The 13,480-nt window shown below is 64.4% G+C and carries 12 protein-coding genes; 5 read left to right on the forward strand and 7 right to left on the reverse strand.

Annotation, left to right across the window (positions count from 1 at the left end):
* Positions 1 to 100: 100 nt before the first annotated feature.
* From NK8_RS37735 to NK8_RS37750, 4 genes are read right to left on the reverse strand one after another with little or no spacing between them, the layout of a single operon-like run.
* On the reverse strand, positions 101 to 844 hold the full coding sequence (locus NK8_RS37735; RefSeq protein WP_213234294.1) for a FadR/GntR family transcriptional regulator: 744 nt from the start codon (positions 842 to 844) through the stop codon (positions 101 to 103).
* Positions 845 to 863: 19 nt separating this feature from the next.
* Positions 864 to 1,670 (reverse strand): ATP-binding cassette domain-containing protein, encoded by an 807-nt coding sequence (locus tag NK8_RS37740; protein WP_213234295.1) that lies wholly within the window; start codon positions 1,668 to 1,670, stop codon positions 864 to 866.
* Positions 1,670 to 2,680: an ABC transporter permease gene (locus NK8_RS37745; protein WP_162069433.1), complete on the reverse strand. Its 1,011-nt coding sequence runs from the start codon at positions 2,678 to 2,680 to the stop codon at positions 1,670 to 1,672. Before NK8_RS37745 ends, NK8_RS37740 begins: the two co-directional genes overlap by 1 nt.
* Positions 2,680 to 3,792: a sugar ABC transporter substrate-binding protein gene (locus tag NK8_RS37750; RefSeq protein ID WP_213234296.1), complete on the reverse strand. Its 1,113-nt coding sequence runs from the start codon at positions 3,790 to 3,792 to the stop codon at positions 2,680 to 2,682. Before NK8_RS37750 ends, NK8_RS37745 begins: the two co-directional genes overlap by 1 nt.
* Before the next feature lie 323 nt (positions 3,793 to 4,115).
* Here NK8_RS37750 and NK8_RS37755 point away from each other — a divergent pair, with 323 nt between their 5' ends.
* Complete coding sequence (locus tag NK8_RS37755; protein ID WP_213234297.1) at positions 4,116 to 5,858, forward strand: IlvD/Edd family dehydratase; 1,743 nt, start codon at positions 4,116 to 4,118, stop codon at positions 5,856 to 5,858.
* A gap of 4 nt (positions 5,859 to 5,862) precedes the next feature.
* On the opposite strand, the gene NK8_RS37760 is transcribed toward NK8_RS37755, so the two are convergent.
* Positions 5,863 to 6,786 carry a DMT family transporter gene (locus NK8_RS37760; protein ID WP_213234298.1) on the reverse strand — a complete coding sequence of 308 codons (924 nt, stop codon included), beginning with the start codon at positions 6,784 to 6,786 and terminating at the stop codon, positions 5,863 to 5,865.
* A 109-nt stretch (positions 6,787 to 6,895) separates the two neighbouring features.
* On the opposite strand from NK8_RS37760, the gene NK8_RS37765 reads away from it, so the two are divergent.
* Both NK8_RS37765 and NK8_RS37770 read left to right on the forward strand, forming a co-directional pair.
* Positions 6,896 to 7,756, forward strand: a complete 861-nt coding sequence (locus tag NK8_RS37765; protein ID WP_213234299.1) for a class I SAM-dependent methyltransferase — start codon at positions 6,896 to 6,898, stop codon at positions 7,754 to 7,756.
* A 7-nt stretch (positions 7,757 to 7,763) separates the two neighbouring features.
* Positions 7,764 to 8,225: a cupin domain-containing protein gene (locus NK8_RS37770; RefSeq protein WP_213234300.1), complete on the forward strand. Its 462-nt coding sequence runs from the start codon at positions 7,764 to 7,766 to the stop codon at positions 8,223 to 8,225.
* Here the strand turns inward: NK8_RS37770 and NK8_RS37775 are convergent.
* Positions 8,222 to 8,995 (reverse strand): DeoR/GlpR family DNA-binding transcription regulator, encoded by a 774-nt coding sequence (locus tag NK8_RS37775; protein WP_213234301.1) that lies wholly within the window; start codon positions 8,993 to 8,995, stop codon positions 8,222 to 8,224. The two genes, NK8_RS37770 and NK8_RS37775, sit on opposite strands and share 4 nt — an antisense overlap.
* 155 nt (positions 8,996 to 9,150) lie before the next feature.
* On the opposite strand from NK8_RS37775, the gene glpK reads away from it, so the two are divergent.
* Together glpK and NK8_RS37785 are read left to right on the forward strand one after the other, a co-directional pair.
* A complete protein-coding gene (gene glpK / locus NK8_RS37780) occupies positions 9,151 to 10,677 on the forward strand; it encodes a glycerol kinase GlpK (protein ID WP_213234302.1) in 1,527 nt (508 codons plus the stop codon).
* A gap of 1 nt (position 10,678) precedes the next feature.
* Positions 10,679 to 12,241, forward strand: a complete 1,563-nt coding sequence (locus tag NK8_RS37785) for a glycerol-3-phosphate dehydrogenase/oxidase (protein ID WP_213234303.1) — start codon at positions 10,679 to 10,681, stop codon at positions 12,239 to 12,241.
* A 52-nt stretch (positions 12,242 to 12,293) separates the two neighbouring features.
* On the opposite strand, the gene NK8_RS37790 is transcribed toward NK8_RS37785, so the two are convergent.
* Entirely contained in the window at positions 12,294 to 13,478 is a 1,185-nt protein-coding gene (locus tag NK8_RS37790) for a porin (RefSeq protein ID WP_213234304.1), read from the reverse strand.
* Positions 13,479 to 13,480: the final 2 nt, after the last annotated feature.

The raw sequence follows: 13,480 nt of genomic DNA on the forward strand, positions 1-13,480 counted from the left end.
GCGATGAAGCCGGTCTTGATAGGGTTTACGGCGGGGATGGGCGGGACTTGAGGCGCGTTCTGCTCAGGCAAACGTTTCGAACGCGCGAATTCGGGAACTCTTACCCGGAGAGCGGCCGGTCCGGTTCGAGCGCCGCGCCGCCGAGGATCGAGTTGGCGTCGGCGCGCGCATTGTCGAGCTGCACGACGCTCGCCTGACGCGCGGCGAGCGCATCGCGGTTCGCGATCGCGGTGAAGATCGCCTTGTGGCGCGGGAGGGACAGCGCGTGCGTGTTCGGATGACGACTCGTGAGCCTGATCGATTCGCCGAGCGCGAGCGACAGCATGTTGCCGATATACGCGAGCATGTCGTTGTGCGTCGCCATCATGATCGCGCGATGAAACTCGAGGTCCGGATCGAGCAGATCGGCGGCTGTTTTCGCGTTCTCCATGCGCTCATACGCGGCGCCGATGCGCGCGATATCGTCGTCCGTCGCAGAGATCGCCGCGAGCGCGGCGGCAGCAGGCTCGAAGATCTGGCGCACCGTCATGAGCGAGCGAAAGAATTCGCCTTCGGGAAGATAACCGATGGTCCACACGAGCACATCGGGGTCGAGCATGTGCCATTCGTCGCGCGCGCGCACGACGCTGCCCACGCGCGGCTTCGACACGACGAGCCCCTTTGCAACCAGCACGCGTGTCGCTTCGCGCAGCACCGGGCGGCTCACGCCATAGCTTTCGCAGAGCGTGGGCTCGGCGGGCAGACGCTCGCCCGGCTTGATGCGGCCGCTGACGATCTGCATGCCGAGCTCCTGCACGATGCGTCCGTGCATGCTCTTGCGCTGCCTGGGATTGCGGTAATCCATGATGCGGCTCGCGCGGCGGCTAACTTGCGGTCGTCGCGCGCATCGCCCGATATTCCCGTCTCACGATATCCATCAACTCCGCGACCGACGTATTCGCGCTGCGCTGTTCATACGTTACGCGGCCGCGCTGCATCAACATGATGCGATCCGCGATATCGAGCGTCTGCGCGTAGTTGTGCATGATCATGATGATCGAGAGCCCGCCTTTCTCCTTCAGGCGCATCACGAGATCGATGATGAGCGCAGCCTCGCGCGCGCCCATCGCGGCGAGCGGTTCGTCGAGTAGCAGGATCTTCGCGTTCGAATGCACCGCGCGCGCGACCGCGATGGCCTGACGCTGTCCGCCCGACAGACGTTCGACGGGCAGATCGACGGAAGGCACGTGCACGCCGATATCTTCGAGACATTGCGCGGCGCGTTCGCGCATCTGCTTGTGGTCGACGAGACGCAAGATGCGGGCAGGCCCGCGCCGCACGATCTCCCGATTGAGGAACATGTTGTGATAGATCGACAGCGAGTTCGCGAGCGCGAGATCCTGATACACGCATTCGATGCCGAGCGCGCGCGCATGATCGACGGACTTGAGCAGCGTCTCCTCGCCGTGTACGCGCAGCGTGCCGCTCGTCTGCTGATGAAAGCCCGTGAGTATCTTGACGAGCGTCGATTTGCCCGCGCCGTTGTCGCCGAGAATGCCGAGAATCTCGCCCTTGCCGAGCTGGAGCGAGACGCCGTCGAGCGCGGTCACGGCGCCGAAGCGCTTGACGAGGTTGTCGCCGCTGAGCGCGAGACCGGCGGCATCGACGGGAGCCGTTTGCGGTTCTGCCATCACCGTGCTCCCCTGCGGCGAATGCGCCCGACGTGGATGTTGAAGATCATCGCGGCGAGAATCGCAGCCCCGAGAATGATGTTGAACGTGAACGCGTTGATGCCGATGAGCGTGAAGCCGTCGCTCAGAATGCCGAGCACCGCCGCGCCGAGCAGGCCGCCGACGATCGTGCCCGAACCGCCCGTCAACGGCGTGCCGCCGATCACCGCCGCGGCGACCGCGAGGAACATGATCTGATTGCCGCCCGCTTGCGGATCGATCGACGTGATGCGAAAGCTTTCGACGACGCCGGTGAATCCCGCGAGCACGGCGGCGATCACGAAGTTACCGAGCCGCAGCCGGTTCACGTGGATGCCCGCCTCGCTCGCGCCGAGCGCATTCGCACCGGCCGCCTGCGTGTGCAGACCCCAGCGCGTATGCCGCAGCAGCACATGCATGACGAACGCGATCGCCACGGTCCAGATGATCTCGCTATAGCCCCACGCGCCCATCACGGCGGCGAACTCGGGCGAGCCGGGCGTCGCGGCGGGCGTGCCGCGTGAAACCGTGAGCGTGATGCCGTTGATCAGAAAGAGCGTGCCGAGCGTCGTCACGAACGAAGGCAGACGCAGGTAGACCGTCACCGCGCCGTTGATGAAGCCGATGATCGCGGCCGCGACAAGGCCCGCGATCACCGCGAGCCACATCGGCGCGCCCGCCTCGTTGGCGAACACCATCATGAACGGCGCGAACGCGAACACCATGCCCGCCGACAGATCGATGTCGCCGCCGATCATCAGCATGATCTCGCCGAACGCGATGATCGCGACGGGCGCCACGTACTGCGAGAGATTGACGAGGCTCGCGTTGCTGAGCAGGAAGTCGTGATTGACGAACTGGAAGTACGCCGCAAGCAGCGCGGCGACCAGCAGGATGCGCAACTCGGGCGCCCAGTGAGACGCCCACGCGCCGCGCGGACTGTCGATCCGTGCGGGCGTGGTTGCTTTAGTAGGTTCGTTCACCGTGTTCATCAGGACTTGATCGCGCCTTTCATCGGCACGATTTGCGGCTTGGTGGCCTTGCCTTCATAACGCGTCGAGGTGTTGAGATAAGGCTCGACCGTGTCCTTCGTCACGAACTTGAGACCCGTGTTGATATTCGCCGGCCCGACGAGCCCGCCCGACGCGAGGAACACGAACGCTTCCATTACCGTGTAGAAGCCCTGCACGTACGGCTGCTGGTCGATGGTGAAATCGAGGAAGCCTTCGTGGATGAGCTGAATCGTCTGCGGCAGCAGATCGAAGCCGCCGCCATGCACGCCCTTCGATGGCAGGTTCGATTCCTTCATCACTTGAGCGACGCCCTGCGTGCTGCCCGCATCGACGGCGAACATGCCTTTCAGGTCCTGGTGGCCGAGATAGAACGACTTGATCTTCGAAAGCTCTTCGTTGACGGTTGCGCCGGTCGCGACGGTCTGAATGTCGATCTTCTTGCCGGACTTCTTGATCGCATCGCTCGCGCCATCGAGACGCGGCTGGATGTTCAACTGTCCCGGCGTCGCGATGAAGAGCGCGACCATGCCGCTGTCGATCAGGCTCGCGATGCGTTCGCCCATCTGATAGCCCGACAGATACAGATCCTGCCCGATATACGCGAGCCGCGGATTGCTCTTGCCGCGCGGCGCGTCGGCGTTGTAAGCGAACACCGGAATGCCGGCGTCGAGCGCAGCCTGGATGGGCTTGTCGAAGGCGTTCGGATCGACGATCGGCACGGCGATCGCATCGGCTTTCGCGGCGATCGCGGAGTTCACCGCGCGCACCATCTCGCCCGCGTCGGACGTAGCCGAGCCGGTCCATTGATAGTCCATGCCGAACATGGCGCACGCGTCCTGAATGCCGTATTGCGTCGGCACGAAGAACGGATTCGTCGTCACGTGATTGACGAACACGATCTTCCATTTCTTGTGCTGCGGAAACGCCGCTTCGGCGGCCTGCGCAGTCGAAATCAAGCCGCCGCCGGTCACACCGCCCAGCAGCGACAGCGCCGCGCCGAGTCCCGCGCCCTGCATGATGCCGCGCCGGCCCGCATTGATGAGGCTGCCGTGCTGTGCGTCGTCATCCCTGTTCTCTTCATTCTCTGCCATGTCTTCCTCCGGTCTCTTCTTCGTTGGTCGATGGGTCGACTCATCGTCGATCACGTTCAGATACTGGGTTTCACGGCACGTCATGCACGCGCGGCTTTCATGCATGAAAGCACCCGCCGTTGCAAATGACGATGCGAGGTGTGCGAGAGGCGATTCGAAAGCGCGGCGTTTTGAACGAGTAATTGGGATATGCGAAGCCCGCGCGCTGACTTCAATAGACAAACTATATGCACAGTGTTTTGACGTTTCGATTAGCGTTTTCCCGGTACGCGCCCTCCATATAGTCATGCTATTTATAGGTTTTCCTCCCAAACGAGCAAGCCATGAGCGCCCCAAAATCCAGGCTTCGGTCTGCAGCGTGGTTCGGCACCGCCGACAAGAACGGTTTCATGTACCGGAGCTGGATGAAGAATCAGGGCATTCCGGATCACGAGTTCGCGGGCAAGCCGATCATCGGCATTTGTAATACGTGGTCCGAACTAACGCCGTGCAATTCGCACTTTCGCAAGCTCGCGGAGCACGTGAAGCGCGGCGTGTATGAAGCGGGTGGATTCCCGGTCGAGTTTCCGGTGTTCTCGAACGGCGAGTCGAATCTGCGGCCCACCGCGATGTTCACGCGCAATCTCGCGAGCATGGACGTCGAGGAAGCGATACGCGGCAATCCCGTCGATGCGGTCGTGCTGCTTGTCGGCTGTGACAAGACGACGCCCGCGCTGCTGATGGGCGCGGCAAGTTGCGACGTGCCCGCGATCGTCGTCTCCGGCGGCCCGATGCTCAACGGCAAGCACGAAGGGCGCGATATCGGCTCGGGCACGGTCGTGTGGCAACTCAGCGAGCAGGTGAAGGCGGGCAAGATTTCGATACACGAGTTCATGTCGGCGGAAGCGGGCATGTCGCGCTCGACGGGCACCTGCAACACGATGGGCACCGCATCGACGATGGCGTGCATGGCGGAATCGCTCGGCGTCACGCTGCCGCACAACGCGGCGATTCCGGCTGTGGATTCGCGCCGCTATGTGCTCGCGCATCTGTCGGGCATGCGTATCGTCGAAATGGCTCTGGAAGACTTGCGGCTCTCGAAACTGCTCACGCGCGAGGCGTTCGAAAACGCGATCCGCACCAACGCGGCGATCGGCGGTTCGACCAACGCGGCGATTCATTTGAAGGCGATCGCTGGGCGTATCGGCGTGAAGCTCGAACTCGACGACTGGACGCGCATCGGGCGCGGTACGCCGACGCTCGTCGATTTGCAGCCTTCGGGGCGCTTCCTGATGGAAGAGTTCTACTACGCGGGCGGTTTGCCGGCGGTGCTGCGGCGGCTGGGCGAGGCGAACCTGATTCCGCATCCGGATGCGCTCACGGCGAACGGCCGCACGCTCTGGGAGAACGTGAAGGAAGCGCCGCTGTACAACGACGAAGTGATCCGTCCGATCGAGAAACCGCTCGTCGCCGATGGCGGATTGTGCGTGCTGCGCGGCAATCTCGCGCCGAACGGCGCGGTGCTGAAACCGTCGGCGGCGACGCCCACGTTACTGAAACATCGGGGCCGCGCGGTCGTGTTCGAGGACTTCGACGACTACAAGCGCCGCATCGCCGATCCCGATCTCGATGTCACCGCGGACTCCGTGCTAGTGATGAAGAACTGCGGGCCGAAAGGCTATCCGGGCATGGCGGAGGTCGGCAACATGGGCCTGCCGCCGAAGGTCCTGGCGCAAGGCGTGACGGACATGGTGCGCGTGTCGGACGCGCGCATGAGCGGCACGGCCTATGGCACCGTGGTGCTGCACGTCGCGCCCGAGGCGCGCGCGGGCGGGCCGCTGGCGATCGTGCGCGACGGCGACTGGATCGAACTGGACTGCGACAAAGGCATGCTGCGCATCGATATTGACGATGATGAAATCCGCACGCGCCTCGATGCGTGGTCGGCGGCGAAGCGCGAGATTCCCGAGGATCGCACCGGCTATCGCAAGCTGTATGTCGATCACGTATTGCAGGCCGACGAAGGCTGCGACTTCGACTTTCTCGTCGGCTGCCGTGGCGCGGACGTGCCGAAGCATTCGCATTGAGATGTCACTTGCGCGGGCTCCACGTCGCGATCGCGACGCCGAGCACCGCGACGCCCATCGCCCACCATGCGGCTGCGGGCAATACTTCGCCGAGAAAGAACCAGGACAGCACGGCGGCCGCGGGCGGGATGAAGAAGAACAGCGACGCCACTTGCGATACCTTGCCCGCGCGCGTCATCGCGAGCAGCAGCGTGATCGCGATCAGCGAATTGCCGATCACGAGATAGGCTAGCGTCGCGATGAAGGTGGGTGTCCATTGCACTTGCGTGTGCTCGAACGCGAGCGCCATCGGCGCGCAAAACACGAAGCCGACGCTGTATTGCACGAGGTTCGACGTAATCGGGTCTTGCGCCGTGCCGAGGCGCTTTTCGTACAGCATCGCGCTCGTGATGCCGATGAGCGCGCCGATCGCGAGCAGCACCGGCCCGAGCGATTCCGCGTGCATTGGCCCGCGCGCGACGATCACGCCCGCCGCGCCCACGAGCCCGAGCGTCAGGCCGATCCAGCGTCGAACGCCGATCCGCTCGCCGACGAACTTCGGCGCGAGCACGCCGACGAGAATCGGCTGCAAGGACACGATCAACGCAAGCACCGAAGTCGCGATGCCCGCCGTCATCGACAGATAGCTGAGCCCGAAGTACATCACCTGCACGAGAAAGCCGACGACGCCGAGATGCAGCCACGCGCGCGCGTTGCGCGGCCATTGCGGGCGTTTGATTGCGCAGACGGCGAGCAGCACGCCGACGCTCAACGCGAAGCGTATCGATAGAAACGTCAGCGGCGACGCGTAGTGCAGACCGGTCTTCGCAATCGGGAATCCCGCGGACCAGAGCAGCAGAAAGAGGATCGGCCCACCGACCGTGAGCCAGCGGCGTTCGTTTTGCGTGCGGGTATCTTCTTTTCCGTCGATGTGCGGCGCCTGCGCCATGTTCGCGTCCTTCTTGTCTGCATGCAGCGGAAGTACCGATTGTAGTGTTCAAGACGACGCCGGGCGAAGTGTGAGACATTCTTTGCTTCCATTGCCTTCGATTCGAGTCATGAACGACAACACCAATCCCGTGCCGGACAGCACGGCTGCGCGCGTCGCGATGTGGCGCGCACTGCATGTCGAAGCCGATGCGCGGCCGCACGTGCTCGCGGACACGATCGGCCTCGAATTGCTCGCGCCCGATGCGAACTGGCGCGAACGTGGCGACATGAATCCGGAGTTCACGCGGCCTTTCCGTGCGTCGATCGTCGCGCGTGCGCGCTTCATCGAAGATCTCGTCGTCGAAGAAGCGGGCCGGGGCGTGACGCAATACGTGATCCTCGGCACGGGTCTCGACAGCTTCGCGCAACGCAGGCCGGAGATCGCTTCACGGCTGAAGATTTTCGAAGTCGATCCGCCGGGGCCGCAGGCATGGAAGCGTCGGCGTCTGATCGAGCTCGGCTATGGCGTGCCGGACTGGCTGCGTTTCGTGCCCGTCGATTTCGAAGCGGGAGAATCGTGGCGCGAGAAGCTCGTGAACAACGGCTTCGATGAAAGCAGGCCTGCAATCGTCGTGTCGACGGGCGTGAGCATGTATCTCACGAAGGAAGCGAACGCGGCCACGTTACGGGAAGTGGCGGGCTTCGCGTCGGGATCGATCTTTGCGATGACCTTTCTGCTGCCGTTCGAACTCGCGGACCCCGATGTGCGTCCGGGTCTGGAGATGGCGGAGAAGGGCGCGCGGGCGAGCGGCACGCCGTTCATCAGCTTCTTCACGCCGGGCGAGATCCAGGCACTCGCGCGCGATGCGGGCTTTAGCGACGCGCGTCCCGTTTGCGCGGCGGATCTGACGCAGCGCTATTTCGCGGATCGAAGCGATGGCCTGCGTCCGCCGCACAATGCCGAAGAACTGCTGATCGCGAATACATAGGTTTGCCATGCCCAAGATCGACCTCGCCGCTGTGCCGGAGGTAACCGGCTCGGGTTATCCGCCGCCATTCGATGCGCCCTGCGCCGATCGCATTCGCCAGCGTATCGGCGATGCGGGCGGTCTCAGCGACTTCGGCGTGAATCTGATGCGCCTGCCGCCGGGCGGCTGGTCGAGTCAGCGGCACTGGCATTCGCACGAGGACGAGTTCGTTCATGTGCTCGAAGGCGAACTCGTGCTGATAGAGGACGAAGGCGAGACGATCCTGCGCGCGGGCGATAGCGCGGCGTTTCCGAAGGGAACGGGCAACGGTCATCACATGATCAACCGGTCGGGGAAGGTGGCGGTGTATCTCGAAGTAGGCAGCCGCCTGTATGAAGACCTTACGACCTGCTCGGATGTCGATATGAAAAGCGCCAATGCCGACGGCCGTTTCGTCCACAAGGACGGTACGCCGATCCCGCGCCCCTAATCCGCCACACGCACCACCACATCCGCCGCAGCAAGACTCTCTGCCATCCACTCAGGCGGCGAAGCATCCGTGAAAAGCGCATCGATCTGACTGAGATGCCCGAGCTTCACGAGCGCGGCGCGGCCAAACTTCGAATGATCGGCGACGAGAAACACCGTGCGCGACTGCTCGACGATCGCCTGCGCCACGCGCACCTCGGCGATATCGAAGTCGCGCAGCGTGCCGTCCTCCTCGATGCTCGAAATGCCGATGATCCCGAAGTCCACCTTGAACATCCGGATGAAGTCGACCGCCTGCTCGCCGACGACGCCCTTGTCGCGCGCGCGCACCTTTCCGCCCGCGACCAGCAGCTCGGCGTCGGATTCGTCCGCGAGAATGTTCGCCACGTTCAGGTTGTTCGTGATGACGCGCAAGCCCGTGTGCTGACGCAGCGCGCGGGCGACTTCCTCGGTCGTCGTGCCGAGGTTGATGAAGAGCGTCGCCTGATTCGGGATCTCGGACGCGACGAGCCTCGCGATGCGCCGCTTCTCTTCGAGATACATGTGCTGGCGCGCCGTGTAGGCGGTGTTCTCCGAACTCGTCAGCGCGCTCGCGCCGCCGTGATAGCGGCGCAGCAGGCTCTGGTCGGACAGCCAGTTCACGTCGCGGCGGATGGTCTGCGGCGTGACCTGGAATTGCGCGGCCAGGTCTTCGATGGTGGCGAAGCCGTCTCGTGCGACACGGTCGAGCAGCGCCCGCTGCCTGCCGTTGAGTGCTGGATCGGATGTCATCGAAGTGAGCAGAATCGCAAAAAAATGAAAATTACCGGATGCGCGAGTGTACGACGAAATATACCGCGCCCCGTACTCGGTGTTAGGATGATTGAAAACGAATATGAGTATTCGTTTGCGAACATAATCACAACCGGCAGCAGGGAGTCGGCGGCATGAGCCAGCAACGTTTCATTCTCGCGCTCGATCAGGGAACGACCAGTTCTCGCGCGCTAGTCTTCGCCCGCTCGGGCAGTGTCGTCGCGAGCGCGCAGCGCGAATTCGCGCAGCATTATCCGCAGCCCGGCTGGGTCGAGCACGATCCTGACGATATCTGGCAATCGCAGCTCGATGTCGCACGGGAGGCCATGCGGACGGCCGGTGCGCAAGGCTCGGAGATCGCTGCGATCGGCATCGCGAACCAGCGCGAGACGACGCTTTTGTGGGACCGGCGGACGGGCGCGCCCATCGGGCCCGCCATCGTGTGGCAGGACCGGCGCACCGCCGCGCATTGCGCGCGCCTGATCGAAAGCGGCGCGCAGACGCTGATCGAGCGCAAGACGGGCCTGCGCATCGATCCGTATTTTTCCGCGACCAAGCTCGCGTGGTTGCTCGACAGCGCGCCGGGGCTGCGCGCGCGTGCGCAACGCGGCGAACTGGCTTTCGGCACCGTCGATAGCTGGCTCGTCTGGAATCTGACCGGTGGCCGCGTCCACGTCACGGATGTATCGAACGCCGCGCGCACCGCGCTCTTCGATATCCGCGCCTGCCAATGGGACGACGAACTGCTCGCGCTCTTCGATATCCCGCGCGCCGTGTTGCCCGAGGTGATGCCGTCGAGCGGCTTCATCGCGCATACGGATGCCGCGTTGTTCGGCGCGGCCATTCCGATCACGGGCGTCGCGGGCGATCAGCAGGCCGCGACCTTCGGGCAGGGATGCGTCGAGCCGGGTCTCGTCAAGAACACGTACGGCACCGGCCTTTTCATGTTGATGAACACGGGTGCGCAGCCCGTCGCGTCGAGGCATCGGCTGCTCACGACGATCGGCTGGCAACTCGACGGGCGTCTCACGTATGCGCTGGAAGGTGCGGTCTTCATGGGCGGCGCGATCGTTCAATGGCTGCGCGATGGCCTCGGCATCATCGAAAGCGCGCAGGATATCGGCGCGCTGGCGGCGCAGTGCGAATCGAGCGAGGGCGTCGTGCTCGCGCCGGCGTTCGCCGGACTCGGCGCGCCGTATTGGGACCCGTATGCGCGTGGCACGCTGCTCGGCATGACGCGCGGCACGTCGCGCGCACATATCGCGCGGGCGGCGCTCGAAGCCATCGCGCTGCAGACCGTCGATGTCCTCACCGCGATGGAGGCGGACGCGGACATCGCCGTGAGCGAGCTTCGCGCGGACGGCGGCGCGTCGCGAAACGACCTGCTGATGCAGATCCAGGCCGATCTGCTCGCGAGGCCCGTCGTGCGCCCGCACGTCACCGAGACGACCGCGCTCGGCGCCGCCTGCCTCGCGGGGCTCGGCTCGGGCTTGTGGTCCGGTCTCGACGAAATCACGCGCGCATGGCCGGCCGCGCGGCGCTTCGAACCCACGATGTCCGCGCACGCACGCGACGCGCATATCGAACGATGGCATCGCGCAATCGAGCGCGCCCGCGGCTGGGAAATACCCTCTGCTCAATCCACTTGCGTCACGGTCTGACATGCACGCCAATACTCCTCCCGACCGCGCATCGCTGCTGCGCGAAGTGGACCAGACGCCGCTCTTCGATGTCGTCGTGATCGGCGGCGGCGCGAGCGGTCTCGGCACGGCCGTCGATGCGGCGTCGCGCGGCTATCGAACCTTGCTGCTCGAGGCGCGCGACTTCGCCAAAGGCACCTCGAGCAAGGCCACCAAGCTCGTTCATGGCGGTGTGCGTTATCTCGCGCAGGGCAACATCCCGCTGGTTCGCGAGGCGCTGCGCGAACGCGGCCTGCTCGCGCGCAACGCGCCGCATCTGGTGCATGCGCTTGGCTTCGTCGTGCCGGCGTATCGCTTCGGAGACAAGTTCGTCTACGGCGCGGGACTCAAAATGTACGACTGGCTCGCGGGCTCGCTGAATCTCGGCGCGAGCCGCAGCCTCAATCTCGCGCAAACGCGCGCGAAATCGCCGATGCTCGCCGACAGCCTCGACGGCCACGCGTTGCGCGGCGGCACGCTCTACCTCGACGGTCAGTTCGACGACGCGCGTCTCGCTATCGCGCTGATGCGTACGCTGTTCGATCTCGGCGGCGTCGCGCTCAACAATGCGGCCGTGCATGGCATCGGTTTTGATCGCGCGGCGGGGCATCATCGGCTGTCGGTGACGGATGTCGAAACGGGCGACAGCTTCAGCGTCGGCGCGCGCTGCCTCGTCAACGCGACGGGCGTCTGGGTCGATTCGATCCGTGCGATGGCCGAACCCGGCGTGCGCCCGATCGTGGCGCCGAGCCAGGGCGTGCATCTGACGTTGCCGGGCCGCTTCCTGCAAAGCAACGACGCGATTCTCGTGCCGAAGACGAAAGACGGCCGCGTGCTGTTCATGGTGCCGTGGCACGGCCACACGATCGTCGGCACGACCGATACTCCGCGTCAGGACTTGCCGCTCGACCCGCGCGCAAGCGACGAGGATATCGACTTCATTCTCGCGACGGCGTCGGATTATCTGTCCGTCAAGCCGACGCGCGATGACGTCCTGAGCGTCTGGGCGGGGCTTCGTCCGCTCGTGAAGGCCGATGGGCAGGCATCGACGGCGGCGCTCTCGCGTGAACATACGATCGAAATGAACGCGACGGGCATGATCACCGTGACGGGCGGCAAGTGGACGACTTATCGGCTGATGGCGCAGCAGGTCATCGATCTCGCTGTGGCGAAGCGCCTGGTGCCGGATGCGCCGTGCCGGACGGCGTCGTTGCCGTTGCATGGCGCGACGGCGGAGCAGCACGGCTATTACGGCTCCGATGCGGCGCGGGTCGGGCGTTTGCCCGGCGCGCAGAACGTGCTGGTGAAGGCGAGCGGTTTGACTGAGGCGCAGACGCGTTTTGCGGTGCGCGCGGAACTCGCGCGTTGTGTCGAGGATGTGCTGGCGCGGCGCAATCGCGCGCTGTTTCTCGATGCCGCTGCTGCGCGCGAGGCCGCGCCGGAAGTCGCGAGAATCGTGGCGGAAGAGCTTGGGAAACCTGTGCAGTGGCAAGCCGAAGAGGTAACGCGTTTCGAGGCTTTCGCGCGTACGTGGATGTTGTCGTAACGTCTGGCTTTCGCCGGATCCCGCTAACGAGATCCGGCGAGAAAACCTGAAGTCAGAACGCGTGCCTCAGGCCCACCATCGCAACAAACTGCGAAGGTCCCGACGAAGGCGACGCATTCTGCGAATCACCGACGACCGCCACTGCATTCGCGATAGTCAAACCGCCACCCGCTGCGACCAGCGACTTGCCACGCGCGTGCTGATAAGCCTGCAGTGCGTAGAACGTGGTCCGTGCCGACACGCTATACGTTTCCTCGAACGAAACCTGATGGTACTGCGCGGGATCGGCGATGCCGTTCGCCTTGCTCGCGCGCGTGTAGCTGTATCCCGCCGCGACATTTACCGCCGGCGTGAACCGATACGTGGCGACTACGCCGTAACTGTTGAAGACCGCTTCATCCGCGAAAAGCGAATGCGAGCCCGGCGCGTATTGCACGTTGGAGTAGTTGAGGCCGACCATCAGATCGTGGTACGCGTAGCGGGCGGCCGCCGCGATCAGTTGGGCGCTCTGCGCGCTCGCATAGCCGTTGTTCACCGGCGAGTTGATCGCGTATGAACCGAGCGCGGGGCTCGTCGCGATGTCCTTCAGCTTTACGTAGCCCGCCGCGATCGACACCGGCGTGTAGTCGTAGCGCAACGCGGCGCTGAAATTGCTCCCGCTCGCGATGCTGCCCGGCACGCCGCCGAGCCCGTACTGCGCGCTGAGCGCCAGACCCGCGATGACCGGCGACGCATACGTGACCGCGTTGTTGAAACGCAGCGTGGTGTCGAGTGCATCGACATCGCCGGGATGCGCGCCAGTCGCGCCGGTGAGCACGCCCGTCGGCCCGAGCGCGCCGACCATGCTGAAGTAGGGCGTGTACTGGCGGCCGAGCGTCAGCGTGCCGTAGCGGTCGTTGCTCAAGCCCATATAGGCTTGCCGGTTGAAGATCGTGCCTGCGCTGGATTGCGCGCCCGTCAACGAATTGAAGCCGCTTTCGAGACGGAAGATGGCTTTCGTGCCGTCGCCGAGGTCTTCATTACTGACGAGGCCGAACTTGCTCGCCTGCAGATTGCCCTGGCTCATGTAGATGTTCGAATGCCCGCGCTGATCGCTGACATATGCGAACGCGTTGTCGACGACGCCATACAGCGTAACGCTGCTTTGCGCCGACGCCATGCCGCACAACGCTCCGGTTGCAAGAGTAAAAGACGTGAGGACGCATGCGCGCGTCCGGGCGCGATTCAAAGACTTCATTG

The sequence above is a fragment of the Caballeronia sp. NK8 genome (assembly GCF_018408855.1).
In the GTDB taxonomy this organism is placed as follows: Bacteria; Pseudomonadota; Gammaproteobacteria; order Burkholderiales; family Burkholderiaceae; genus Caballeronia.

Excerpts from the sequence above, each read along its gene's own strand:
- NK8_RS37785 (WP_213234303.1), top strand. The coding sequence starts at position 10,679 with ATGCACGCCAATACTCCTCCCGACCGCGCATCGCTGCTGCGCGAAGTG.
- NK8_RS37790 (WP_213234304.1), bottom strand. The coding sequence starts at position 13,478 with ATGAAGTCTTTGAATCGCGCCCGGACGCGCGCATGCGTCCTCACGTCT.
- NK8_RS37760 (WP_213234298.1), bottom strand. The coding sequence starts at position 6,786 with ATGGCGCAGGCGCCGCACATCGACGGAAAAGAAGATACCCGCACGCAA.
- NK8_RS37765 (WP_213234299.1), top strand. The coding sequence starts at position 6,896 with ATGAACGACAACACCAATCCCGTGCCGGACAGCACGGCTGCGCGCGTC.
- NK8_RS37750 (WP_213234296.1), bottom strand. The coding sequence starts at position 3,792 with ATGGCAGAGAATGAAGAGAACAGGGATGACGACGCACAGCACGGCAGC.
- NK8_RS37745 (WP_162069433.1), bottom strand. The coding sequence starts at position 2,680 with ATGAACACGGTGAACGAACCTACTAAAGCAACCACGCCCGCACGGATC.
- NK8_RS37770 (WP_213234300.1), top strand. The coding sequence starts at position 7,764 with ATGCCCAAGATCGACCTCGCCGCTGTGCCGGAGGTAACCGGCTCGGGT.
- NK8_RS37775 (WP_213234301.1), bottom strand. The coding sequence starts at position 8,995 with ATGACATCCGATCCAGCACTCAACGGCAGGCAGCGGGCGCTGCTCGAC.
- NK8_RS37740 (WP_213234295.1), bottom strand. The coding sequence starts at position 1,670 with ATGGCAGAACCGCAAACGGCTCCCGTCGATGCCGCCGGTCTCGCGCTC.
- NK8_RS37735 (WP_213234294.1), bottom strand. The coding sequence starts at position 844 with ATGGATTACCGCAATCCCAGGCAGCGCAAGAGCATGCACGGACGCATC.
- glpK (WP_213234302.1), top strand. The coding sequence starts at position 9,151 with ATGAGCCAGCAACGTTTCATTCTCGCGCTCGATCAGGGAACGACCAGT.
- NK8_RS37755 (WP_213234297.1), top strand. The coding sequence starts at position 4,116 with ATGAGCGCCCCAAAATCCAGGCTTCGGTCTGCAGCGTGGTTCGGCACC.